The organism is Exiguobacterium sp. J17977 (genome assembly GCF_018616375.1).
Classification (GTDB): Bacteria; Bacillota; Bacilli; order Exiguobacteriales; family Exiguobacteriaceae; genus Exiguobacterium; species Exiguobacterium mexicanum.
This window is the reverse complement of the sequence record NZ_JAEQBB010000005.1, coordinates 60,742-85,818: the sequence shown is the minus strand read 5'-3', so window position 1 is coordinate 85,818 and position 25,077 is coordinate 60,742. Positions and strand designations below refer to the sequence as shown.

Annotated in this window: 23 protein-coding genes; 16 read left to right on the top strand and 7 right to left on the bottom strand. The window is 53.0% G+C overall.

The window, feature by feature from the left end; translation table 11 throughout:
- The first annotated feature begins 452 nt into the window (after nt 1–452).
- Nucleotides 453–2,363 (top strand): endonuclease MutS2, encoded by a 1,911-nt coding sequence (locus KNO58_RS10250; RefSeq protein ID WP_214753645.1) that lies wholly within the window; start codon nt 453–455, stop codon nt 2,361–2,363.
- An 89-nt stretch (nt 2,364–2,452) separates the two neighbouring features.
- Nucleotides 2,453–3,160 (top strand): hypothetical protein, encoded by a 708-nt coding sequence (locus tag KNO58_RS10245; protein WP_214753644.1) that lies wholly within the window; start codon nt 2,453–2,455, stop codon nt 3,158–3,160.
- Between the two features lie 28 nt (nt 3,161–3,188).
- On the opposite strand, the gene KNO58_RS10240 is transcribed toward KNO58_RS10245, so the two are convergent.
- Nucleotides 3,189–3,758: a hypothetical protein gene (locus KNO58_RS10240; protein ID WP_034808030.1), complete on the bottom strand. Its 570-nt coding sequence runs from the start codon at nt 3,756–3,758 to the stop codon at nt 3,189–3,191.
- Nucleotides 3,759–3,900: 142 nt separating this feature from the next.
- Here KNO58_RS10240 and KNO58_RS10235 point away from each other — a divergent pair, with 142 nt between their 5' ends.
- The 6 genes from KNO58_RS10235 (at nt 3,901) to KNO58_RS10210 (ending at nt 11,027) form a co-directional block, all read left to right on the top strand.
- Nucleotides 3,901–4,551 carry a response regulator transcription factor gene (locus KNO58_RS10235; protein ID WP_214753642.1) on the top strand — a complete coding sequence of 217 codons (651 nt, stop codon included), beginning with the start codon at nt 3,901–3,903 and terminating at the stop codon, nt 4,549–4,551.
- Complete coding sequence (locus KNO58_RS10230) at nt 4,548–5,819, top strand: HAMP domain-containing sensor histidine kinase (RefSeq protein WP_214753640.1); 1,272 nt, start codon at nt 4,548–4,550, stop codon at nt 5,817–5,819. Before KNO58_RS10235 ends, KNO58_RS10230 begins: the two co-directional genes overlap by 4 nt.
- Nucleotides 5,810–6,550, top strand: coding sequence for an AAA family ATPase (locus tag KNO58_RS10225; RefSeq protein ID WP_214753866.1), 741 nt, complete (start codon nt 5,810–5,812; stop codon nt 6,548–6,550). Before KNO58_RS10230 ends, KNO58_RS10225 begins: the two co-directional genes overlap by 10 nt.
- Nucleotides 6,551–6,761: 211 nt before the next feature.
- Nucleotides 6,762–7,613, top strand: a complete 852-nt coding sequence (gene licT / locus KNO58_RS10220; protein WP_214753638.1) for a BglG family transcription antiterminator LicT — start codon at nt 6,762–6,764, stop codon at nt 7,611–7,613.
- 99 nt (nt 7,614–7,712) lie between these two features.
- A complete protein-coding gene (locus KNO58_RS10215) occupies nt 7,713–9,566 on the top strand; it encodes a beta-glucoside-specific PTS transporter subunit IIABC (RefSeq protein ID WP_214753636.1) in 1,854 nt (617 codons plus the stop codon).
- Nucleotides 9,567–9,575: 9 nt separating this feature from the next.
- Nucleotides 9,576–11,027, top strand: coding sequence for a glycoside hydrolase family 1 protein (locus KNO58_RS10210; RefSeq protein ID WP_483297507.1), 1,452 nt, complete (start codon nt 9,576–9,578; stop codon nt 11,025–11,027).
- A 120-nt stretch (nt 11,028–11,147) separates the two neighbouring features.
- Here KNO58_RS10210 and KNO58_RS10205 read toward each other — a convergent pair whose 3' ends face one another.
- Nucleotides 11,148–11,621, bottom strand: a complete 474-nt coding sequence (locus KNO58_RS10205; protein WP_214753632.1) for a DUF6188 family protein — start codon at nt 11,619–11,621, stop codon at nt 11,148–11,150.
- A 202-nt stretch (nt 11,622–11,823) separates the two neighbouring features.
- Between KNO58_RS10205 and KNO58_RS10200 the strand changes: the two genes are divergently transcribed.
- Both KNO58_RS10200 and KNO58_RS10195 read left to right on the top strand, forming a co-directional pair.
- Nucleotides 11,824–13,341, top strand: coding sequence for a sensor domain-containing diguanylate cyclase (locus KNO58_RS10200; RefSeq protein WP_214753630.1), 1,518 nt, complete (start codon nt 11,824–11,826; stop codon nt 13,339–13,341).
- A complete protein-coding gene (locus KNO58_RS10195) occupies nt 13,338–13,832 on the top strand; it encodes a hypothetical protein (RefSeq protein WP_214753628.1) in 495 nt (164 codons plus the stop codon). Before KNO58_RS10200 ends, KNO58_RS10195 begins: the two co-directional genes overlap by 4 nt.
- A 39-nt stretch (nt 13,833–13,871) precedes the next feature.
- On the opposite strand, the gene KNO58_RS10190 is transcribed toward KNO58_RS10195, so the two are convergent.
- On the bottom strand, nt 13,872–14,744 hold the full coding sequence (locus tag KNO58_RS10190) for an ROK family protein (protein ID WP_214753626.1): 873 nt from the start codon (nt 14,742–14,744) through the stop codon (nt 13,872–13,874).
- A gap of 167 nt (nt 14,745–14,911) precedes the next feature.
- Between KNO58_RS10190 and KNO58_RS10185 the strand changes: the two genes are divergently transcribed.
- The gene (locus tag KNO58_RS10185; protein WP_214753624.1) at nt 14,912–15,523 is read left to right on the top strand and encodes a class I SAM-dependent methyltransferase; all 612 of its coding nucleotides are present in this window, start codon (nt 14,912–14,914) and stop codon (nt 15,521–15,523) included.
- A 17-nt stretch (nt 15,524–15,540) separates the two neighbouring features.
- Entirely contained in the window at nt 15,541–16,203 is a 663-nt protein-coding gene (locus tag KNO58_RS10180) for an NAD(P)H-dependent oxidoreductase (RefSeq protein WP_114165105.1), read from the top strand.
- 35 nt (nt 16,204–16,238) lie between these two features.
- Here KNO58_RS10180 and KNO58_RS10175 read toward each other — a convergent pair whose 3' ends face one another.
- The gene (locus KNO58_RS10175; protein WP_214753621.1) at nt 16,239–16,874 is read right to left on the bottom strand and encodes a nitroreductase family protein; all 636 of its coding nucleotides are present in this window, start codon (nt 16,872–16,874) and stop codon (nt 16,239–16,241) included.
- The gene (locus tag KNO58_RS10170; protein WP_214753619.1) at nt 16,871–17,317 is read right to left on the bottom strand and encodes a MarR family winged helix-turn-helix transcriptional regulator; all 447 of its coding nucleotides are present in this window, start codon (nt 17,315–17,317) and stop codon (nt 16,871–16,873) included. Before KNO58_RS10170 ends, KNO58_RS10175 begins: the two co-directional genes overlap by 4 nt.
- A 181-nt stretch (nt 17,318–17,498) precedes the next feature.
- Between KNO58_RS10170 and KNO58_RS10165 the strand changes: the two genes are divergently transcribed.
- The 3 genes from KNO58_RS10165 to aceA all read left to right on the top strand — a co-directional run bounded on the left by KNO58_RS10165 (nt 17,499) and on the right by aceA (nt 21,316).
- On the top strand, nt 17,499–19,682 hold the full coding sequence (locus KNO58_RS10165) for a malate synthase G (protein ID WP_214753617.1): 2,184 nt from the start codon (nt 17,499–17,501) through the stop codon (nt 19,680–19,682).
- Complete coding sequence (locus KNO58_RS10160) at nt 19,679–19,975, top strand: hypothetical protein (RefSeq protein ID WP_214753615.1); 297 nt, start codon at nt 19,679–19,681, stop codon at nt 19,973–19,975. Before KNO58_RS10165 ends, KNO58_RS10160 begins: the two co-directional genes overlap by 4 nt.
- A 66-nt stretch (nt 19,976–20,041) precedes the next feature.
- Nucleotides 20,042–21,316 (top strand): isocitrate lyase, encoded by a 1,275-nt coding sequence (gene aceA / locus KNO58_RS10155; protein WP_214753613.1) that lies wholly within the window; start codon nt 20,042–20,044, stop codon nt 21,314–21,316.
- A 40-nt stretch (nt 21,317–21,356) separates the two neighbouring features.
- On the opposite strand, the gene KNO58_RS10150 is transcribed toward aceA, so the two are convergent.
- Nucleotides 21,357–22,346 carry a LysM peptidoglycan-binding domain-containing protein gene (locus KNO58_RS10150; RefSeq protein WP_312845869.1) on the bottom strand — a complete coding sequence of 330 codons (990 nt, stop codon included), beginning with the start codon at nt 22,344–22,346 and terminating at the stop codon, nt 21,357–21,359.
- A gap of 305 nt (nt 22,347–22,651) precedes the next feature.
- Here KNO58_RS10150 and KNO58_RS10145 point away from each other — a divergent pair, with 305 nt between their 5' ends.
- A complete protein-coding gene (locus KNO58_RS10145; protein ID WP_214753609.1) occupies nt 22,652–23,401 on the top strand; it encodes a FixH family protein in 750 nt (249 codons plus the stop codon).
- Between the two features lie 30 nt (nt 23,402–23,431).
- Here KNO58_RS10145 and KNO58_RS10140 read toward each other — a convergent pair whose 3' ends face one another.
- Nucleotides 23,432–25,057 carry an ABC-F family ATP-binding cassette domain-containing protein gene (locus KNO58_RS10140; protein WP_214753607.1) on the bottom strand — a complete coding sequence of 542 codons (1,626 nt, stop codon included), beginning with the start codon at nt 25,055–25,057 and terminating at the stop codon, nt 23,432–23,434.
- Nucleotides 25,058–25,077 lie beyond the last annotated feature (20 nt).

Genomic DNA, 25,077 nt, shown 5'->3' with positions numbered 1-25,077 from the left:
TCATCCTTTCGCTTGAAAAATGATTGTGAAAAAACAAAACAGGCATGGAGTATAGACGGGTGGCGTGAGCCTTTCGTCTTACCCCATGCCTGATCGAATCAGTCACATGTGATCATTATTCGTTTCGTCACCCTCAAGATAGCATGCCGATGTATAGATATCAAGACCTAATTTGAAAGCGTTCTCTAGAAATTTTACTTCTTCGAAAATCTGTTGTATAGTTAGGGCGAAACTGAATGAGAAAGGTGTTGCATGTTAATGAGTGAGGTTGTATCTGCCTAACGAACTGAAAAATGTTGGATGACACGTCTTTTTGTCATGCCATCATGTTCTGTTACAGATACCGCCCTTCATAAACTGCCAGACACCGGTCTGTCTTTTTGCGTTGGTCGTCATCGGCCGACGCTTTTTGTTTGCGCGGTATCTCCATCATAAAATAAGGAGACTCCATCATGAATGAACAAACATTAGACAAACTACAATATAACGACTTGATTCAACACGTTGAACGCTACTGCATCAGCGGATTCGGACGCAATTTGTTGCGAAACCAGCGTCCGACGAGCCATTTGCAAACGGTGAAAAAACGGCTCCAAGAGACGTCGGAAGCACGCGCGATTCTTGACGCGACGTCACACGTTCCCTTTATCGGGGTATCCGATATGGAACCGCTCATCGGTAAAATCAGCCGGGGCCTCCAACTCGAGGCGAGCGAACTCGAAGCCGTCGCCGAATTTTTCCGGGGTGCCCGGAAACTGAAGCGGTTCATGGCCGAGCAGGCGTTCTTTGCACCGCTGTTATCCCTTTACGCCGGAGAGATGAGCGAGTGGCGCAATATCGAGGAAGATATTATCCAATCGATTCGCGGGGGACGTGTCGTCGACGAGGCGTCCAAAGAGTTGAAACGAGTCCGCAAACAAATCGACATTCTCGAAGGACGGATTGAGGAGCGATTGAGCAAGTTCTTAAAGAGCGCTGCGAACCGGGAAGCGATTCAAGACGGCTTTGTGACGAAGAAACAAGACCGATTCACGATTCCAATCAAAGCTTCGTATAAGCACAAAGTCGCCGGGACAATCGTCGACACGTCGAGCCGCGGCACGACCGTGTTCATCGAACCGGAAGCGGTGGCGAAGCTGAACGCGGAACTCGTCGTCAAACGGACAGAGGAAGCGGTCGAAATCTATCAAGTGCTCGCCACACTCACCGGCATGGTGGCGGAGGCGTTGCCGACCATCGAGGCGACACTCGACGTCATCGCCCAATACGACATGGTGTTCGCGAAAGGGAAGTATAGCCAAGCCATCGACGGCATCGCCCCGCGCGTGAACGGTGTCGGAAACATCCGTTTGAAACAAGTCCGCCATCCGCTCCTCGAACGGGCGGTCCCGCTCGACTTCTCGCTCGGGGACACGTACCGCGGTCTGATTATCACCGGACCGAACGCCGGCGGGAAGACGGTCGTCTTGAAGACGATCGGTCTGCTCAGTTTGATGACGATGAGCGGACTTCATATCCCGGCCCATCCGGACACAGACATCTCGACGTTTGACGACGTATTCGTCGACATCGGGGACAACCAGGATATGGGGTCGGCGCTCAGCACGTTCTCGGCCCACATGCATAACGTGGCGAGCATCATGCAGAAGGCAGGGAAGCGATCATTACTATTATTCGATGAAATCGGAAGCGGGACGGAGCCGAACGAGGGAGCTGCCCTCGCCATCGCGATTTTAGAAGAGGCATACAAGCGCGGCTGTCTCGTCGTCGCCTCGACCCATTACGGGGAAATCAAAGCGTATTCGGAGACGCATCCGGACTTCATGAACGCGGCCATGCAGTTCGACCCGGACACGCTCGAACCGAAGTATCGGCTGTTGATTGGGCAGTCCGGCGACAGCAACGCCTTGTTCATTGCCCGGAAAATGAAATTGCCCGAATCGATTTTGAAGCAGGCGGCCCGCTATATGCACGACAAGACGTATGACCAGTCGCTCCTTGATGCGACGCGCCTGACACAAGAAGTCGTCCGTCCTGTCGTCGAACCTGACCAAATGCTAGCGAAAGGTGACCGGGTCCGCCTGCTCGAGACGGATCAAGTTGGTCTCGTCTATGCGATGGACGAATCGTTGCGCCAAGTCACCGTGTATGTCGACGGTGTCTTCAGTGAGCACCCGCTCCGTCGAGTTCGACGCGAGGCGAAAGCGCTCGACTTGTATCCAGCTGGTTATGACCTGGAAACGTTATTCGTCGATTACCGGGACCGGAAAGAAGCCCACGACTTTGCCCGCGGTTCGAAGAAGGCGCTCCGTCGCGTCGAGAAAGAGATTCGGGCGCGACAACGGGCCGAACGAGGCGAATGAGTGTATCCGGCAGGACACTCGGGTAAGGAACAAGGACCGGGAGTCATCACAGCAGTTCGGCTTACGGGTAACGTGTCGGAGGTGACTGGATGTTTTGGTTAAGTTTATTGTTCGCCATCGGATTTGCCTTGATTCACTACTTTTCAGGACAGTTGATTCACGTGCGCGAGACGCCGCGGAGCCGGTTTCTGTCACTCGCCGGCGGAGTCGCCGTCGCGTATGTGTTTCTTCATCTCTTGCCTGAACTGAACGAATATCAACAAGAACTCGAAGGACATCTCGAGAGCGGCCTGTTCGCTTCAATCGAGAATCATATCCTTGTCGTCAGCATGCTCGGTCTGGCCGTGTTCTATGGTTTGGAGCGATTGGCCACGCAAATGAAACAACGTGGCAACGGTAACGTGTTTTGGATTCACATGGCGCTGTTCATCGTCTACAACTTCAGCATTGGCTATGTGCTCGCGGAGAGCGAGTTCGATACGGCATGGGCAATGACACTCTACTTTGTCGCATTGGGGATTCATTTCATCACGGTCGACCAGGGGCTGAGGCATCACCATCAGGAGTCGTACGACAGGCGAGGCCGATTGTGGTTGTCGTTGGCCGTGCTTGCCGGGTGGGGCGTCGGCGCATTTTCAGCGCTCCATGAAGTGACGCTGTCGATGATTGTCGCGTTCTTGGCCGGCGGTATTATTTTGAACGTCATGAAAGAAGAGCTGCCAGAAGAACGGGACAGCAGCTTTCGTGCGTTCGCTGTCGGGCTCATCGGATACGCGTTATTGTTATTGGCCATATGAAAAGGCAACCTCGCGGTTGCCTTTTTGCTTACAGTGAATTGGTGCTCTGATTGTCGACGTTATCATCAGCTGCAGGTGTGTCCTCATCTTGGTTCGGGCCACCGAATTGACCACCGTGATGAGGGCCATGCCCGCCTCCGTGACGTCCACCGCCAAAGCCGCGCATGTCGCCTAAGTCGTCGTAACTCGTGACGTCAGCAAAACGTTCTTCATGGTCGGCAAGAATCGCGTCGGCCTCATCTTGCGTCAAGTCACCGGATTCGACGGCTGCGTCAAGTTTCGCTTCATGAGAAGTGATAATCGCCTCGATGAACTGTTCGATGGTGATCCCTGTTTCTTCCGCGAGTTCAGGAAGCGATTGTCCTTCTTCGCGCGCTGCTTCCACATCAGCTTCGGTCAACCCGAGCGCCTCGAGCAAAGCGGCCTGACCGGCTGCCCGGTCACCGAACATACCCCGCTCACCGCGTTCTCCGCGTTCGCATTGGGTCGTCGTTTCCGTTCCGTCGGTCGTTGTCGTATCGTTCGTGGCGGCATAGACGCCGGTTCCTGAGACGGCCAGTAGGCCGGCCAAGGCGATGGCTAATTTAGATGAATTCATATTAATCTCCTCCTTTACTACTTCAAGTGTAGGTCGGGGACGTTCAAAAGTTGTGAGGGAGTTGCAAGGTTTCTGCAAATTGTCTTTGGGAAATGATGGGTTCGTTTCACGATGCGATATAATGAGAGTGGAGGCGATAAAGATGAACGTACTCGTAGTCGAAGATGAACCGAAACTAGCGGACGGGCTCGCCCGCTTTTTAACGTACGCAGGGTTTCATGTCACTGTGGCCGGCACGCTCGCCGAGGCGAAGCGACAGCTCGAGCAACCGTTCGATGCGGTCCTGCTCGACGTTCGTCTGCCGGACGGGGAAGGGTGGACCCTCATTCCGAAATTGAAGACGCTCAAGCCGCGACCGGCCATCATCTTGGCGACGGCACGAGGAGAGGCGGATGACCGTGTGTTCGGCCTCGAGCTCGGGGCTGACGATTATTTGGTCAAACCGATCGTGTTAAAAGAACTCGAGATTCGCCTGAAGCGTCTCGTCAAACAGACGGACGAGATTTCGTTCGGCGACATGACGGTGGACGCACGTTCACGCACGGTGACCGACGCCGGGCAAGCGATTCGGATGACCAATAAAGAATATGAGTTGTTACTTTTCTTTTTGAAGCATAGCGGAGAAGCGCTCGATCGCAACCGTCTACTCGACGAGGTGTGGGATTACACGTTCGCCGGGGATACGCGGACGGTCGATACGCACGTCAAACAGTTGCGCGACAAATCACCGACGATGAAGCGGCAACTGAAGACGGTGCACCGTGTCGGGTATCGCTTGGAGGAAGTCCGATGAGCCGTTTGATGAAGAAACTGCTCTGGACGGCAATCCTTCCGCTCGTCGTCATGGCGTTGCTCACGTTCGGCCTGACGTCGCTATTGATTGGGCGTTTCGCTGAGACGGAGAGCTATGATCAATTAGCGCGTGAGGCAGATATCGTCTACGAGGCTCTCGTGGATGGACGCGGCATCCCCGGACAGCTTGATGTCCTCGTGTTTCAGGACGGGGAGGCGGTCAATCTTGAGCGAGGAGGCAGGATGCGTCGGCAGATGACGCCGATGATTGACCCGGACGCATTGTCCGAACGGGACGAGGTCAGCGTGAACGGGATGCGGCTATTGACGTTCCTGCGGGAAGAAGGCGATGTTCAAATCGTGACGTATGCACCTGTCCCGCTGTCGAATCCTCAGTTTCGCCAAATATACGTCATTCTCGGCAGCGGCTTTTTACTCGCGCTCCTTGTCGCCGTCGGTGTCACATATTGGATGGGGCGGCGTTTGACATCCCCACTTATCGAGCTGAAACAGGCAACCGCGTCCATCATGTCGGGTCGGCATGATTTCACATTGCCACCGGTCACCGATGACGAGATTGGTGATTTGACGGAAGCCGTCCGTCAAATGAACACGTCGCTCGAAGAGAAAGAGCGACTGCAAAACACGTTCATCTCCGGAATCACACACGACGTCCGCACCCCGCTCGCCATCGTTCGAAACGAGGCGGAGATGCTCGAGCTCGGTGTCGTCAAACAAGAAGATGTGGCCGCGACGGGACGCAGTATGACCGAGGAGGTCGATCGCATCGACCGGCTCGTGACCCAGATGCTCGAGTACTCGAAATTGTCGGCAGGCAAGCTGGCGCTCACGATTGAGTCCGTCCACATGAATGAATTGATTGAAGCGACCGTCGCCAGGATGGAGGAATGGTTCCGGCACAAGCAAGTGACGGTCACACTTGAACTCGTCGAGGATGCGGTCGTTCAGGCGGACCGGTTGGCGATGGAGCGCATCCTGTCGAACTTTCTTCAGAACGCATATCATGCGAGTCCGATTGGCGGTGTGATTACAATCAGGCTCACTGAGCGACGGCTTGAAATCGAGGATGACGGACCGGGCATCACAGAATCGATGCGCGCCAACATCTGGGACATGTATGTGAAAGGCGACCGTTCGAACGGGCACGGCCTTGGTCTGGCTATCAATAAGCTGTTGCTCGAGGCACAAGGGCTGTCATACGGGATTGAGTCGAGAGAGGGGGCGCTGTTTTGGATCGAATGGGACTAAACTTATTTTTGCGGGGCGTTCGCTTGGAACGGGATCGCATCGAACAACCCGGCTATCCGTTCTCGCTACCGATTTTTGATGGGTTTGATGAACTGACGCTGACGAAGCCGGTCACGTTCTTGGTCGGCGAGAATGGGAGCGGAAAATCAACGTTGGTCGAAGGGATGGCCATCGCCGCCGGATTTAATCCGGAAGGTGGGGCGACGACGTTCCGCTTCGAGACCGAGGCAACGCATAGCCCGTTGTTCGAGGCGCTCCGTCCGATTCGGGGCGCTTACCGGCCAAAAGACGGATTTTTCCTCAGGGCCGAGACGGCGTATCAACTGTCGAGCTATGTGGATGAGATTGCCCGGACGTCTCCCGACCCGGAACGGTTCTATGCGTCCTACGGCGGTCGATCGCTCCATGAGCAATCGCACGGAGAGGCGTTCTTGTCGCTCATGCTCCATCGTTTCCGGGATGGCGGGCTCTATATATTGGACGAGCCCGAGGCCGCCTTGTCCCCGATGCGACAGTTGACGATGCTCGCGCGGATGCATGAACTCGTCCAGTCGGGTAGTCAATTCATCATCGCGACCCATTCGCCGATTCTCATGTCGTATCCTGACGCCGACATCCTCCAAGTCGAGACGGGACTTCAGCCGACGACGTTCGACGAACTTGAGCACGTCCGTGTCATGCGTGACTTTCTAGCGGCACCGGAACGGATGCAACGCATCCTGTTCGAGTGAAAACGGTCACGGTGTAAGCGTTTTATTTTTATGTTGACGTCAAGATTTCAAGGGAGTATGCTAGTAGCGAGAAGAAGAAAATCCATTTTGGGATTGTTACTGGTCAAGCAGGCAAAACCTAAATTGATGCCGATCATCCAAATTGGGCGGACCGGTGTGAATTTAGGTTTTTTTCTTTTCACTCGAACTTGAGCGGAGGTGAATTGATTCCATGCAGATTTCAAAAGTGTTCAACAACAACGTCGTGGCCATTCAAGCGAACGGTCAAGAGCAAGTCGTCATGGGACGGGGGATTGCGTTTCAAAAACGTCCAGGTGATGCGATTGATCAAGCGCGGATTGAAAAAGTCTTTACGCTCGAGAGTAAAGAGAGCCACGAACGGTTCGTTCATTTTTTGAATGAGATGCCGGCGGCGGAGATGGATACGGTCAAAGAGATTGTCAAGTTGGCGGAGACGCGGCTTGAGAAGTCGGTCCATGATTCGCTATATGTGACCCTCGCCGACCACATCCATTTCGCCCTCAGTCGGTATCGGGATGGAATCATCATTCGAAACCCGCTCGTTTGGGAAGTGAAACGATTTTACGGACCCGAGTTCACCATCGGGAAAGAAGCGGTCGCCCTCATCAACGAACGCCATGACGTCAAATTAGACGAAGACGAGGCGGTCGCCATCGCGCTCCATCTCGTCAACGCGACGATGTCGGGCGCCAAAGGCGAAAATTTGCATCTCGTCACCGAGATGACACGCGCCACCCAAGCGATCCTCACCATCATCACGTACCACTTTCAAATTGATTTGGATGAAGAATCATACGCCTACTCACGATTCTTGACCCATTTGAAGTATTTCGTCCAACGACTTGCCTCTGGTGAGCAGATTAAACCGGGCGGCGACGAGACGCTGTTCGAGATGGTGAAGCTGCGCTATCCGGACGCTTACGAGTGTGTCGAGAAAATCGCCGGCCTAATCGCCACGAAGTACAATTATGAGGTCTCAACCGATGAGCGGTTGTATATGATGATTCATATCGAAAACTTAATGAAAGAACGACGATCCTAAGGATGGTTACTGATGAAGCAGGCCAAACCTAAATGACGACACCTCACGTGTGCGTTCATTTAGGTTTTTCTTTTTATCTAAATTGGAGGAGTGAACAGTATGAGCCAAACGAAAACGCTCGCGGCGGACATCATTCGTCACGTCGGCGGCAAAGACAACGTCAAAAGCGTGTTCCATTGTGCGACACGGCTACGTTTTAAATTGAAAGATGAACAGAAAGCCAACCCTGAAGCGTTAAAAAATCATGACGGCGTCATCACGGTCGTCCAAAGCGGCGGCCAGTTCCAAGTCGTCATCGGCAACAACGTCCCATACGTCTACAAGGACGTGGTCGAGGCGGGTGGGTTCCAGACGTCATCGAACGACGATACGGAAAAAACAGGCGTCTTTAACCGGTTGATTGATGTGATTGCGGGGATTTTCACCCCGATTCTCGGTCCGATGGCCGGTAGCGGTCTATTGAAAGGGTTGCTCGCCATTCTCGTCGCCCTTGGCTTACTGACACAAGACATGGGCACATACATCGTCTTGAACGCAGCTGCCGACGCGCTCTTCTACTTCTTACCGGTCATCCTCGGCCATTCGGCAGCGAAGAAGTTTGGCGGCAATCCGTATATTGGGATGATTATCGGGGGTGCGCTCGTCTATCCGGCTATCGTCGCGATACAAGGTGCGGGCGAGTCACTCTCATTCCTCACGGTGCCAGTCGTCTTGATGAGCTACGCGTCCTCGGTCATTCCGATTATCTTGGCGGCGTACGTGTCATCGAAAGTCGAAACGTTCTTCAACAAACACACGCATGAGGCGGTCCGTAACTTCACGACCCCGATGATGGCACTCTTGATTGTTGTCCCGCTCACGTTCCTCGCCATCGGTCCGGTCGCGACATACGCGAGTCAAGGTCTCGCCGGCGGCTACTCGTTCTTATATGAACTCAGTCCAGTCGTCGCCATCGCTTTCATCGGTGCATTTTGGCAAGTGCTCGTCATGTTCGGTCTCCATTGGGGGCTCGTGCCGATTATCATCAACAACTTGGCAGTCGTCGGCATGGACACGATCGTCGTCGGAGTCCTCATGGCGACATTCGGTCAAGTCGGGGCAACGCTCGCCATCACATTGAAGGCGCGTGACCCGAAGACGAAAGGACTTGGTACCTCGTCGACGATCGCTGGTGTGTTCGGTATCACCGAGCCGGCGATTTACGGATTGACGCTCCCGCGTAAAAAACCGTTCGTCTTTGGGATGGTTGGCGGCGCGGCCGGCGGTGTCGTCGGCGGTATGCTCGGGACGGCCGCTTATGCGATGGGTGGTCTCGGCGTGTTCAGTATCCCGGTCATGATTCCGGCAACGGGCCTTGATATGACATTCTATGGTGCGTTGATTGGGATGGCAGTTGCGACGCTCGTCTCGTTCGGACTCACGTTCGCATTCCATAAAGAAGTAGCATCGGAAGAAACGTCGCCGCGTGTCGAATCAGCACCTGTCTTGACTGATCACGTCGGTACACCGGTCTCCTCACCGGTCAAAGGGGAAGTCGTCGCACTTGAGACCGTTCGCGATGAAGTGTTCTCGAGCGGCGCGATGGGGAAAGGAATTGCCATCATGCCGACGGAAGGCGTCGTCTATGCGCCGTTCGACGGGGAAGTCGTCACGGTCTATCAATCGAAGCACGCCATCGGGCTCCGGTCGCATAGCGGTGTCGAAGTATTGATTCACGTCGGGCTCGATACGGTGCAGCTCGGGGGCAAACACTTCGAATCGTTCGTCACAGACGGACAACAAGTGACCGAAGGCGACGTGTTGGTGACATTTGATTTAGAAGCCATCGCTCAAGCCGGTTACGACACGATTACCCCGGTAATTGTCACGAATACAGGGAATTACTTAGATGTCTTGCCGACACATGTCGGCATCGTCGAACCAAACCACGGCGTCTTGCGCGTCTTAGCCTAAAAGGAGGAAATGGATATGAAACAAGTAGCGAAAAACTTTTTATGGGGTGGCGCCACAGCGGCGAACCAATTTGAAGGCGGATATCAAGAAGGCGGCAAAGGACTGTCGATCGCGGACGTGATGCCGGGCGGCAAAGACCGGATGAAAATCATCCATGATCCGACATTTGATTTCGAGTTGCACGACGAGTACACGTACCCGAACCATGAAGGCATCGACTTCTATCATCACTACAAAGAGGACATCGCCCTCTTCAAAGAGATGGGCTTCAAGACGTTCCGCATGTCGATCGCGTGGTCGCGCATCTTCCCGAACGGGGACGAGCTTGAGCCGAACGAGGAAGGTCTAAAGTTCTACGACCGCGTCATCGATGAGCTCGTCGCGCAGGGGATTGAGCCGCTCGTCACCATCTCGCACTACGAGCTGCCGCTTCACTTGGCGACAGCATACGGTGGCTGGCGTGACCGCCGCCTCGTGACATTCTTCGAGCGATACAGCCGTGTCTTGTTCGAACGTTATCAAGGTAAGGTCAAATATTGGCTCACGTTCAACGAAATCAATGGAGCCCAATTCATGCCGATGCTCAGTCTCGGGATGGCCATCCGTGAAGGGGACGACCAGTTGCAGTTGACGTACCAAGGGTTGCACCATCAACTCGTGGCAAGTGCGCTCGCGACAAAAGCGGCGCGCGAAATCGACCCGTCGATGCAAATCGGCTGCATGCTCATCGCGGCGCCGGTCTATCCGTACAGCTCGAACCCGGAAGACGTCTGGTACGCGCATGACGCCGAGCGCATGATGAACTTCTTCTGCGGCGACGTTCACGTCCGCGGTGAATATCCATCGTTCGCGAAACGATTCTTCCGTGAGAACGGGATTGAACTCGTGATGGAAGACGGCGATCTCGAGACGCTGAAAGCACACACGGTCGATTTCTTCTCACTCAGCTACTATATGTCGCGTACCGAGAAAGCGGAGAAAACGGAAGACGAGGCAGCCGGGAACATTATGAGCGGTGTGAAAAACCCTTACTTGAAAGCAAGCGACTGGGGCTGGGAAATCGATCCGATGGGACTTCGCGTCATCTTAAACAAACTGTACGAGCGTTATGAATTGCCGCTCTTCATCGTCGAGAACGGTCTCGGGGCTTATGACAAGGTCGAAGCGGACGGTTCGGTCCATGACGATTATCGGGTTGAGTATTTGCGTGACCATTTAAAAGCGATGGTGGAGGCGATTGAAGACGGTGTCGAGGTCATTGGTTATACGAGCTGGGGCTGTATCGACCTTGTCAGCGCATCGACCGGGGAGTACAGCAAACGTTATGGTTTCATCTACGTCGATAAGCACGACGACGGGTCAGGGACGCTCGAACGTTCACGGAAAGACTCGTTCTTCTGGTATCAAGACGTCATTCAGACGAACGGGGCGAGCTTGTTCGAGGACGAGACGGTGAAATAAGAAAAGAGCGGCCGCGGCCGCTCTTTTCTTATGACTTCGTGACTTTTCGCAAGACGATGATGGCGAGACTGACGCCACCGGCAATCAACATATACGTGAGAATCTCTGTCCAGGCTGCCATCAGACGTCATCTTCCGCGAAGACGGCCAAGTCTCCTTGAGGCATGGCGACGAGTAAAAAGTGTTCGCCTCCGAGCGGGCGGGCGTCCCCGGCCTGCCAACTCTCGTACTGCTCATGATAGCCGTTCACAAACAAAACCGATCCAGATTCAAATGTCAGTTCAAGGTTGGGGGTGTCTTCTGTCAAACGGACGGAGCGGACGCGTTCACGGCGCAGTCCGACGAGGTGTTGGAGTTGTTCATCTTCGTTGAACGACGGACCGGATGAATGGACGTACCAGGGTCCTTCAATCGAGAGCCATGACTCGTCGCCGTCTCGTTTAAAGTAGAGTAGATGATGGTTTGGGCCGGAACCGAAGTCGATTCCGACGAAGGAAGACGCGTTAAATAGATGTTGTAAAATCCGTGTAGCTTCTAGATGTTCGGTACGGGTCACGCTTCCACCTCGCTTAAATGGGATAGTTAATTCCATCATTCCACGTTACTCCACTAAAGTAAACGAAAGGATTATGTGAAATCACTCATACGAGAGGTCGAGTTAAAGACGTTCGACATCTTATGGAAAATCCTTCAAGGAAGTTAAAAGTTTGGTCAGTGATTGGACAAATCCGGTCCCGCCTTCAACGATTCGATTTATAATCAAATGTATAGATGATTCAATGAAACGAGGGGTAACCATGGTTTATGGCTTATTGATTGGCGGCATCGTCCTAATCACCATCGTCCTCAACGTCCTCCGATTGATGACGACCCCCGCCCTGAATCGCTGGCTACTGGCCGGGACGAGCAGTCTCGTCGTGATTTGGCACGGGGTGTTGTTCGACTTTTATGATTTGCATTGGTCCGTACTGTTATTGATTATGACGGGACTCGTCTGCTTTCACTGGAAAGGCATGATGACAGCCATTTTGGTCGGATGGCTCTTGGTGTACAGCCAATCCGGGACGTTGTCGTTCCCCTTGTTACTCAGTTACATCTTTTTCGGATTAGGCGCCGCATTGCTCTTCGGCTACGTCAAACAGTTGAAGCGAGAGCGGTCGGGACGGTTACGGATGCTGACGGCGAGTTCTCGCCAATTGAACGTGTTTCGAGAAGTCAGCTTTACGATGCAAGACACGCTCGATCCGGACCGGTTGCTGCAAACGATTTTGACATCGGTGACAGCCGGGCACGGGCTCGGATTCAACCGGTCGATTATCTTCTTCGCAGATTTAGAAAAAGATAGTATTTACGGAGTCATGGGCACGGGACCGATGAATCCAGAAGACGGCTTTCAGATTTGGGAAGAAATTACTAAACAACACATTGACCTTCAAGGACTGATTGATGAGAAGGAGACGGACTCGACGCACGATGAACAGTTGAACGAACGGATTCGAAAGATGACGATCCCGTTTCATAGCAACCACCTGTTCAAACAGACGCTCGATTCAGGACGACCGCTCCATGTCTATGCGAGCATCACTGACGACCCGGTGCTGCGGATGCTACATACCGATTTACAAATGGATGAGTGCACGATTTTTCCGCTCCACCATCAAGGCATCCCTTACGGACTCCTCGTCATCGATAACGTCGTCAATAAAAAGCCAATCACCCCTCAAAAGATTGACAGTGTCCGCCCGATTGCGGAGCAAGCCTCGCTCGCGCTCCATCAAACGATGTTGTACCAGCGCATCGAGACGTTGGCACTTCGTGACGGTTTGACGCGTCTGAAAAACCATCGCTCATTCGAACAAGATTTGGACGTTTTGTTCCGGGAGTGCGAAACGGACGAGCTGTCACTCATTGTCATGGATATCGACCATTTCAAGCACTACAACGATACGAACGGTCATTTGGCCGGAAACGAGTTATTGACGCGACTCGCGAGTGTCATTCGACGAAGCGTGCCGGATGAACAGATGGCCTATCGGTTCGGTGGCGAAGAGTTTGTCGTCCTGTTGCCGCAGTTTGACGAGGTTGAGGCGGCCCAAGTGGCGGAAACGATCCGCAGCGCCGTGCTCAAGACGAACTTTTTAAATGGAGAGCGACAGCCGGGCGGGCAGTTGACGCTCAGTTTCGGTGTGGCATCGAAGCACACGCTTCACGAACAGTCCCTCGAACAGTTGATTGAGTGTGCTGATCAAGCCCTCTACATAGCCAAATCAAAAGGGAAAAACCAAGTTTGTCGTTGGGAAGGGGTGCCGCTATGACCGAATTTAGCGTCATGATGATGACTGTCGCCTTTATCGGTTCGATTTTATTGACGAGTCAACCGTGTTATCGTTTCGTGACCGGCAACCTAGCGCGACGCCATGCTGCGACGCTCGGTGTCTCATTGAAAGATGTCTCATTCTCGTTCGATCAAATGGTGTATTTCATCGCATTGCCCACGACGATTCCGGAAGTCCGGGATGCGGCGCAAGCAGAATTGGTCGTCGAACCGTATTATGAATCTTATTTCTTTCCAGAAGTGAACGGCGTGCAAGTCTCTGTGAAATCGGGATCCGCCGTGATTCCCATCGCCTATTTGCCGATTGATGACTTCAGCCTTCCCGTGTTGGATCGATACTTGGAGGCCGGACAGATTAACGAGCGTGTCAACCGGACGATTCGGGAACATATGATTGTCCATGATCGTACGCTCGCAGCGATTCGAGACGAGGTGTATCATCATCTCCATGAAGACCGCCTCGCGCAATAAAAGGGTTTCCATCACAGACTCGTGGTGGAAACCCTTTTTTCACTTCGTCAACATATGAAACCGTGCGGCACCGATTAAGTTGGCCTCGTTGAAATGGGCACATGTCTCGATGTCGATGCGGAACGTCCCGAACGCGTCACAGAGTGCATCCAAGTGGCGCTTGATGCCGTCCCGGACTTCCGGACGGCGACTGATGCCACCACCGATTAGAATCCGTTCCGGGTCGAGTCCGAATTGAAGATTGTACATGCCAATCGCGTTCCAGCGATAGAAGCGCTCTAATTCCGTTTGGATGACCGGATTGGTTTGAAGCGCGAACACGTCTTTTCCGGTGAGCGGACGACCGAGCTGTTCGCTGCAACGCTTGACGAGAGTGGCGGTGGCGCCAATCTTACTCCACGTCCCGTCTGGATGGGGGAGAGACGGGTCGAGAATCCAATAACCGAACTCACCGCCGTGGAAGTGCGACCCGACCATAAGGACGTTCGAGTCGACGAACGCTCCGCCGATGCCGGTTCCGATGACCACGGTCGCGTAGCGTTTCGCGGATGCGGCGGCACCGTTCCATCCTTCTGCGAGTGCTGCCGCATTGGCATCGTTCAAGACGGTGACCGGTAAGTCATAACGGTGTTCGAACGCCTGTAGAAACGGACGGTTATGGATATACGGCAATGCGCTGATGCCATGAATCACACCGGTCGTCGAGTCGACGGAGCCGGGCGCACTGAAGGCGATTCCGTCGAGCGGGGCCTCGACGGTAGCTTCGTTAAAAATCACATCGACTTGATCAAGCAGGTCGTCCCACGTCGCTGGGGTTGGGACGTGTTTGTTCGACAGGAGGTTGCCGTCGGCTTGGACGACTCCGTATTTGATACTAGTGCCACCAATATCGATGGCTAAATAATGTTGCATGTTGCTCTACTCCTTTATGTGGGGGATAACAAAAGTATTATGACACATTTTCGAGACAGAATATGATAAATTTATAGGTACAAATTTATGTCGTTGAGGATGCTGTGATTTCTGAGGAAATTGTCTGCCGCCTGTAAATAGAGCGCCATCTAAGAAAGGACAGATTTATGACTGAACAAGACTATGAACGATTGCTTCAAATCGAGACGGCGAAACCGCAACAAGGATTCCCGGCCTCGGCTGAATACCATCGCTATGAACCGACCCCATATGAGGCGCTCGACTTGTTGCGCGACGCCTACCCGCTCGCCGCTACGGACACGGTCGTCGATTTCGGTTCGGGGAAGGGGCGGCTCCCGTTTTATCTCGCCTATACGTTTCGGGTCCGGGCCATCGGTGTCGAGATGGACGGGGGCTTCCACGAGGCGGCGCTTGCGAATTGGATGAACTATGCCAAGAAACATCGGACGCGTGGCAGTGTTCAGCTCGTTCGCGGCTACGCCGAACAGTTCGAGGTGCCCGTTGAGGCGAACCGTTTCTACTTCTTTAACCCTTTCTCGGTGAACGTGTTCCGCCAGGTCGTCGCGAACATCATCGACTCGGTCGAGCGAACGCCGCGTCCGGTCGACCTCATCCTCTATTATCCAGCCGATGAGTACTTACATTTTCTGAACGATGAGACGCCGTTTCGCTACGTACAGGATGTCCGATTACCATTGAAGAATCTTCATGAGCGCTTTCTCATTTATCGTTTTGATATGATGGAGTCATCTTGGTGAATGGGGAGTGGAGAATCGTGAAAAAAGAAGATATTTTAGACGCGTATCGTTGGCGTCAAGCGACGAAAGAGTTCGACGCGGACCGAAAAATCGATGAGGAAGATTTCGAGTTCATCTTGGAGACGGGCCGTTTGTCACCGAGTTCGTTCGGTTTCGAGCCGTGGCAGTTCGTCGTCGTTCGTCGCGAAGACTTGCTCCAAAAGATTAAAGACCATGCTTGGGGCGCGCAAGGACAAGCGTTGACGGCAAGCCATTTCGTGTTGATTTTGGCGCGGACGCCTGAAGCGATGCGCTACGATTCGGACTATATCCGTCACATCGTCACGGACGTCCAAGGGCGGACGGAAGACGAATACGCCCTTCGCGTAAAACGTGTCCGTGAGTTCCAAGAACAAGATTATCGATTGTTGGACGACGAGCGTGTGTTCCAAGAGTGGATTAAACGTCAGACGTACATCCCGCTCGGCAACATGATGACGGCCGCCGCCCAAATCGGTGTCGATTCATGCCCGATTGAAGGGTTCAATCAAGCTGAGATTGACGAATTGTTGATTTCGGAAGGCGTCATGGAACGAGGCGCCTGGTCGCTCTCGGTCATGGTCGCGTTCGGACATCGGGCCCGTGACTTCGCGCCGAAGACTCGCCGCGATTTTAACGAGGTCGTCAAATACATCGGATAAAAAAAGCTCAAGCGCCGAGGCGCTTGAGCTTTTGCTTATTTCCAGTCGGTGATGCGGTCGATTGGGAAGCGGACCGATTGATAACCGTCTTCCGCGGCTTTTCCGATTGAGAGGAGCATGACCGGAAGGTAGCGCTCTTTCTCGAGGCCGAACGCTTCCGCGATGTTCGCTTTGTCGTAGCCACCGATCGGGTTCGTGTCGTAGCCGTGGGCGCGGGCGACGAGCATGAGCTGCATCGCGACGAGACCTGAGTCGAGCAAGATGCTGTCTTTGATCGATTCTTTCGGCGCGTCTTTGAAAATGCCTGTAATCATGTCGACTTGGCGGTCGCGGACGTCTGGAGGCATGAGGCCACGTTCAACGGCCGTATCGAAAATCTCTTCTGTGTAATCGGCCATTTGATAATCGGCGAAGATGGCGATGACGGCAGATGACGTCTCGACTTGGCGTTTGTTGAAGCTTGCGAGCGGGAGGAGCGTGTCTTTGCCTTCCGCGCTATCGATGACGACGAAGCGCCACGGTTGTAGGTTGAGTGAAGACGGAGCCGTCGTCGCTTCCTCCAAGATTTGTGTCATCTCTTCTTTCGAGATTTTGACGTTCTCATCATAGATGCGAATCGAGCGGCGTCCTTTGACGATCTCCATAAAGTCTTTTTGTGTAGTCGTGTTCATATAAGGGTCTTCCTTTCGTGTTGAATGTTGGTTTGTAATGTATTTAACAATTCGAGTAGCTGTTGTTGATCCTCTACCTTCATGTTTACAAAAAGTCGGTCCGATAAGCACTTCTTTTGCTCGGTCCAATGTGCAATCCGTTCGCGACCGTCATCCGTCAAATCGACAAAGATGACCCGATTGTCTTGAAGACATCGTTCGCGCATGATTAAGCCCTGTGTCTCGAGTTGTTTCAAGTGACGCGTGATGGCGGCATGGTCGACTCCGACCCGTTGTTGCAGTTCACGTTGACGTAACGGTCCGACGTGATGCAAATTGCTCAAAATGTCGAAGCGGGTCGAACTGAGTCCGTCCATTTCCGTATCGAACAGTTGGGCGAGTTCTTTTTGTACGGTGATGACGTGGTAAAGGATTTCGTCGCTGAGCGAACAGGCGTCGCGCATGAGACATCCTCCTTAAAACTAATTGATGAATCAATCGTTGATAGGTCACACAATGTATCGTAATCGGTTTTGAGAGAGAAGGCAAATAAAAAGATTCAAAAAAACTGTTGTCAAACTGTTATATAATAGTCTATATTATATTCAACTGATATATAACAATTAAAAGGGAGGATGTGACGGCTTGGAACAATACGTAAGCATCGGCACATATCGTGTCCATCGTGCGCTTGTCGACTTGATTGCCGAGCGGGTGTTGCCCGAAGAGGCTTCACAGCAAGAGTTTTGGGATGGGGTCGGTCAAATTTTAGACGATTTCACGGAACGGAATGAGGCATTGTTGCGAGAACGAGAAGCATACGAACGACTGTTACAGGACTGGTACAAGGAACATGGTCCAACCTTCGATCAGCACCAATACGAGCAGTTTTTGCAAGACATTAACTACATCGAGCCAATCGTTTCCGACTTTACGATCGACGTCACGAACGTCGACGCAGAAATCGTGCAGGCTGGTCCGCAACTCGTTGTCCCGCTCGATAATGCGCGCTATGCGTTGAACGCGGCGAATGCTCGCTGGGGCAGCTTGTACGACGCTTTGTACGGGACGGACGTCATCGACACGGACGAGGAGTCGACGGCTGGATATAATCCGGAACGGGGGGCGAAGGTCATCGCCTACGCCAAACAGTTTCTCGACGACACGTTCCCGCTCCGAGACAGTTCGCATGCGGAAGCGGACGGCTATCTCGTGTCAGAGAGCAGGCCGTATGCCATCATCAATGGGGAGCGCGTCTCGTTTCAAGACGACTGTCTCGTCGGCTATGTTGGGGAGGCGAGTGATCCGAAGAAGCTCCTGCTCGTCCACAACGGGATTCACGTCGAGCTGAAGTTTGACCGGAACCATCCAATCGGACAAACCGATCGAGCGGGACTTGTCGATATCGAGCTCGAATCAGCGTTATCGGCCATCATCGACTGTGAGGACTCGGTCGCAGCCGTGTGCGCCGAAGAGAAGGTCCAGCTCTACTCGAACTGGCTCGGTCTCATGGACGGGACACTCGAGGCGACATTCACGAAAGGCGGGAGACGACTCACACGGAAGTTGAACCCGGACCGACACTATATCGGACCGGAAGGACGTGAAGTCACACTACCGGGCCGATCGCTCTTATTCATTCGCAACGTCGGACACTTGATGACGACAGATTTGATGCTTGATGAGGCAGGGCGTGAAGTACCGGAAGGCATCCTGGACGGGATTTTCACAGCGCTCATCTCGAGCCGTCATCTCGACGCTAGACAAAATTCTCGCGAACGTTCGATCTATATCGTCAAACCGAAAATGCATGGCTCGAAAGAAGTCGCCTTCACGAACGATTTGTTCGACGCGATTGAAGATGTGCTCGAGCTGCCGCGTCACACGATTAAAGTCGGTGTGATGGACGAGGAGCGTCGGACGTCGCTCAATTTAAAGAACTGCATTGAACGAGTGAAAGAGCGCATCGTCTTTATCAATACAGGCTTTCTCGATCGGACCGGGGATGAGATTCACTCCTCGCTCACGCTCGGACCGATGCGCCGAAAAGGTGAGATGAAAGCCTCGGCTTGGCTCGACGCGTATGAACGGTCGAACGTCCGGGTCGGACTCGACGCCGGATTCCACCGAAGCGGACAAATCGGGAAAGGAATGTGGGCCATGCCGGACCGTATGGGCGAAATGATGCGCGAAAAAATCAATCATGTCCGATCCGGGGCGACGACGGCCTGGGTCCCATCACCGACGGCGGCCACGCTTCATACAATCCATTACCATCAAGTCGACGCCTTTGACGTCCAACGTGAAGTAACCGCTCGTTCGTTCGATCATGTGATGGAACGGAGTCGGTTGCTTGAGATTCCACTTGCCACGCGAGACTACACGGACGAAGACGTGAACGAGGAGCTCGAGAATAACTTGCAAGGCTTGCTCGGGTATGTCGTCCGTTGGGTCGAACAAGGTGTCGGCTGCTCGAAAGTGCCCGATATTCATCATGTCGGCTTAATGGAAGACCGGGCGACGCTCCGCATCTCGAGTCAGCACGTGGCCAACTGGTTGTATCATGGCGTCTGTAGCCGAGAGCAAGTGGAAGCGACGCTCGTCCGGATGGCCGGTGTCGTCGACGCGCAGAACGCGTCGGACCCACATTATCGTCCGATGACGCCTGACGTGGAGGGTTCGATCGCCTATCAAGCGGCGAAAGATTTAGTGTTCGAAGGCGACGTGTCGCCGAACGGATATACGGAACCGATTTTGCACCGGCGGCGTCGACAGTTTTTACAACAAGTGACGATAGCACCGAATTTAAAAGGAGGAGCATCATTATGACAACGAAAAAAATCGAAAGCGAACAGTTAATTGAACGTTGGGTCGTCCGTCGCATCATCTCAGGGGAATCGACAGCGATGCTCGCCAATACGGCGTTCGTCTACGGGAACGACTTGATGCGCCTCGTCCTCGATCGGGCCGACGGATCTCTTCAAATCATGAGAGAGCCAGTCGAAGAAGTCGTCGTGTTCCGCAAACCGGAAGAACGTGATGAAGAGAACGTCTGTCGGTGCTGCGGCATGGAACACTCGTCCTTCAAGTCGGCGCTCGAGTGCTGCGCATACTTGGATTAAGCACGCACTATCTGTTATATAACAAATGATTAAAAATAAAATTAATATAATACAGGAGGAATGGATATGAACGAACAACACGCACAAATTGAGGAAATGATACAGTCGGAACGATTTGATGGGGTCGAACGTCCATACGGAGTGGAAGACGTGATGCGACTTCGGGGATCGGTATTGATTGAACATACGCTCGCGACAAAAGGGGCAGAGCGGTTGTGGAATCTGCTTCATGAGCGGGACTACGTCCACGCGCTCGGGGCGTTGACGGGGAACCAGGCCATCCAGCAAGTAAAGGCTGGTCTGGAGGCCATCTATTTGAGCGGTTGGCAAGTTGCCGCCGACGCGAACTTGTCGGGACACATGTATCCGGACCAAAGCCTGTATCCGGCCAACTCGGTGCCGAGCGTCGTCAAACGAATCAATCAGGCGCTTCAACGCGCCGACCAAATCCAAACGGCGGAAGGAAAAGGCGATACGCATTGGTTCGCCCCGATCGTCGCTGACATGGAGGCAGGTTTCGGCGGTGTGCTCAACGTATTTGAATTGACGAAAGCGATGATTGAGGCGGGGGCAGCCGGTGTCCATCTTGAGGATCAACTGTCGTCGGAGAAGAAGTGCGGACATCTCGGCGGGAAAGTGTTGCTACCGACACAGACAGCTGTGAAAAACTTGATTGCCGCAAGACTCGCGGCAGACGTCATGGGGGTGTCGACGGTGATCGTCGCCCGGACAGACGCCCACGCGGCGAATTTGATTACGAGCGACATCGACCCAATCGATCATCCGTTCATCATCGGCGACCGGACACCGGAAGGGTTTTACCGCACCGAGGCAGGCATCGAGCAGGCCATCGCGCGCGGTCTGGCCTATGCACCGTATGCTGACCTCGTCTGGTGCGAGACGTCCGAGCCCGATTTGGACGAGGCACGTCAATTCGCAAATGCGATTCACGCGAAATATCCGGGCAAACTGCTCGCTTACAACTGCTCACCTTCGTTCAACTGGAAGAAGAAGCTGTCGGACGAGGAAATCGCAACGTTCCAACAAGAGATCGGTGCGATGGGGTATAAGTTCCAATTCGTCACGCTCGCGGGCTTCCACTCGCTCAACTTCGGGATGTTCGAACTCGCACGCGGATACAAAGACCGCGGGATGGCTGCCTATTCCGAGTTGCAGCAAGCTGAATTCTCGGCGGAGCAGCATGGTTATACGGCGACACGTCACCAGCGCGAAGTCGGAACCGGGTACTTTGATGAAGTGTCACTCGTCATTTCCGGAGGCCAGTCGTCAACGACGGCACTGGCCGGATCGACCGAGGCCGAGCAGTTTGAAGTGAAGTAAATAAAAAAGAGATGATGCCGCGGCATCATCTCTTTTGCGTTCAACGTGGAATCGTGAGCACTTGCCCGACGTAAATCAAGCTCGTGTTCGTAATATTGTTGGCGGCGGCAATCTTGGCGACGGTCGTATTATACATCGTTGCGATCTTATAGAGCGTATCGCCCGATTTGACGGTGTATTTAACGGTTGTCGGAGTTGTGGTCGTACCTGGGATGACGAGCACTTGTCCGACATAAATCAAGTTGTAGTTCGTGATTTTGTTGGCGGCGGCAAGGGCTGAGACAGTGACGCCGTAAGCACGAGCGATGCTATAGAGCGTATCACCTGATTTGACGGTATACGTTTTACTAGTAGATGTGTTTTGGTAAGCGAGCAACTGCGAGACGGTGACGAATTTGTAGCCTTTCGCTTTCAATTGCGAAATCATCGTCGGCAAGGCGAGCGGTGTGCCCGGAGCGCCGGCACCGGTGTGCATCAAGACGATGGAGCCCGGTTTGATATTCGCTTGTACTTTCGTATTGATTTGGCTAGCGGTGACACCTTTCCAGTCGACGGTATCGATGTTCCATTGAATCGTGTATCCGTAGCCGGCAGCACCGACCCCGCTCAACACGGCGCTGTTAACGGCGCCGAATGGGGCCCGGAAAATTGGTTTTGTTGTTTTACCGGTAATCGATTTGACTTTCGCTTCCGTCCGATCGAGTTCCGATTTCATCTGCGTGGCGGTCAACTTTGTGAAGTCTGGATGGGTATACGAATGGTTACCGAATTGGTGACCTTTAGCGGCGATGTTTTTGATGTATTGGGGATGGTTATTGGCGCCCGATCCAGTCAAAAAGAAAGTGGCTTTGACATTATTCTTGGCAAGTATGTCCAAAATCTTATTCGTATTCGCACCATCCGCTCCGTCATCGAACGTCAACGCAACGACTTTACTCGTCGTGTTCACGCTCGTGATGAATTTCGACGCGGCGGCATCGGCCGATTTTGGATAAGCGACTAACGGTGCCAACATGATCAACAAGGCCATTAACACACGTACGAACCTGCTCTTCATTTTGGTTTCGCCTCCATTCTTGGGTGTATGTATCTTGATGTTAAGGCTTTCCATATATTGAGCTGTGTATATATTTTATATACCCCCTTTTGATGGCAAACATCGTCCAATCCTAAAATAAGGCAAAGGATTTTTTGGATAATATCTCTCAAAATTTGTGTTCAATTTATGAGTGGTAAACTCGGAAAATATCACACAATCCTCACACATTTCCGAAAAAAGGGTGCTATCATGAACAATGTGTGAAGAATGTAAGCGATTGAATAGGGGGATTCAATATGAACAACATGATGAAACGATTGGGTGTAACGTTTGGACTGGTCGGTCTATTCGTTCTCGGAGCGTGCGGGACAGATGAGACAACAAAAAGCGCCGAGACCACGCCATCGATGGAGCCGGTAGAAGCAGAATTGAACGTGCCGGCGACAGCCGATAAAGACGAGGCGGTCACATTGGCGGTTCGCGTCACACAAGACGGGAAAGCGGTCGATGACGCCGACGAAATTAAGTTCGAAGTCTGGAAGAACGGTGCCAAGGAAGAGAGCGAGATGACAAAAGCGACGCTCACAGAAGACGGCGTATATGAGGTGGAGACGTCGTTTGCCGAAGAAGCGGTCTATACGGTTCAAGTGCATGTAACGGCTCGGTCGATGCATACGATGCCGACGATGAACGTGACGGTCGGTCATCCAGAGACAGCGGCGGAAGCAGAGGCTGAAGAAGATCATCACCATCACGCCGGAGCGGACATCGTCCTCGACCCGACACAAGCGGTCGCCGAGGAAGCCCAACCGTTCACCGTGAACGTCGAGATTGAGCATGAGGCGTTGACAGGTGCGGATGTTCAACTTGAAGTGTTTAAAGACGGTGCAGACAAACACGAGTGGGTGAAACTCGAAGAAACGGAAGGCGGAAACTATGCGGGTGAGCATACATTCCCTGAGGCCGGTACGTATAACGTTCAAGTCCATGTGACAAAAGGACACGACATCCATGAACACATCATGGAGACCGTCGAGGTCAAATAAAAAACGATCGGCCGCGGCCGATCGTTTTTCTTATGCGTTCTGATAGAGTGATTCGACTTGTTGTTGGAGCGATTCGTTCTCGAGGAACTCGTCATACGTCGCTTCTTTGTCGACAATCCCGTTCGGCGTCACTTCGATGATGCGCGTGGCAATCGTTGAGATGAGCTGATGGTCATGCGAGCTGAAGAGGAGTACGCCTTTGAACGTCTCGAGCCCGTTGTTGAGCGCTGTGATCGACTCGAGGTCCAAGTGATTCGTCGGATCGTCGAGGACGAGGACGTTCGAGTTCGACAGCATCATTTTCGAGAGCATGCAACGTACTTTCTCTCCCCCTGAGAGGACAGATGCTTTCTTCATGACTTCTTCGCCTGAGAAGAGCATGCGTCCGAGGAAACCGCGAAGGAACGTATCCGACTCGTCTGCTGGTGAGAACTGGCGTAACCAATCCAAGATGCTCTTATCCGAGCCTTCGAAGTATTCTGAGTTGTCTTTCGGGAAGTACGACTGTGTCGTCGTGACGCCCCATTTGACCGTACCTGCGTCAGGCTCCATCTCACCCATGATAATTTTGAAGAGTGTCGTGATGGCGACGTCCGAACGGCCGACGAATGCGACTTTGTCTGTCTTGTTCAATGAGAACGTGACGTTGTCGAGTACTTTGACGCCATCGATTGTCTTCGAGACGTTGTCGACGTAGAGCACGTCGTTCCCGATTTCACGTTCCATCGAGAAACCGACGAACGGATAACGGCGTGACGATGGACGGATATCGTCGAGCGTGATTTTATCGAGCAACTTCTTACGCGACGTCGCTTGACGCGCCTTCGAGGCGTTCGAGCTGAAACGGGCGATGAAGTTTTGAAGTTCTTTAATCTTCTCTTCTTTTTTCTTGTTCTGGTCGTTGGCCATGCGTGAAGCAAGTTGGCTCGACTCGTACCAGAAGTCGTAGTTCCCGACGTACAATTGAATCTTACCGAAGTCGAGGTCGGCCATGTGCGTACATACTTTGTTCAAGAAGTGACGGTCATGGGATACGACGATGACGGTGTTTTCGAAATTGATTAAGAACTCTTCGAGCCATTGAATCGCTTTAAGGTCAAGACCGTTCGTCGGCTCATCGAGGAGAAGAATGTCAGGTTTGCCAAACAATGCTTGCGCAAGGAGGACTTTGACTTTCTCGCCACCTGTGAGTTCGCTCATGAGCTTGTGGTGTGACGCGTCCGTGATGCCGAGTCCTTGAAGGACCATAGCAGCTTCTGATTCGGCTTCCCAACCGTTCATCTCAGCGAATTCGCCTTCAAGTTCAGCCGCGCGCATACCATCTTCGTCAGAGAAATCTTCCTTCATATAGATGGCGTCTTTTTCTTTCATGACTTGATACAAACGCTCGTGGCCCATGATGACCGTCTCGAGTACCGCTTGGTCTTCGTACGCGTAATGGTCCTGTTTAAGGACAGCGAGGCGTTCGCCAGGCGAGAAGCTGACGTCACCTGTCGTCGTGTCTTGCTCACCGGCAAGAATTTTTAAGAATGTTGACTTCCCGGCGCCGTTTGCGCCGATCAAACCGTAACAGTTGCCTGGTGTGAACTTGATGTTCACGTCTTCGAACAACTTGCGTCCACCGAATTGGAGACTTACGTTATTTACTGTAATCATGTATAGGATCCCTCGTTTTT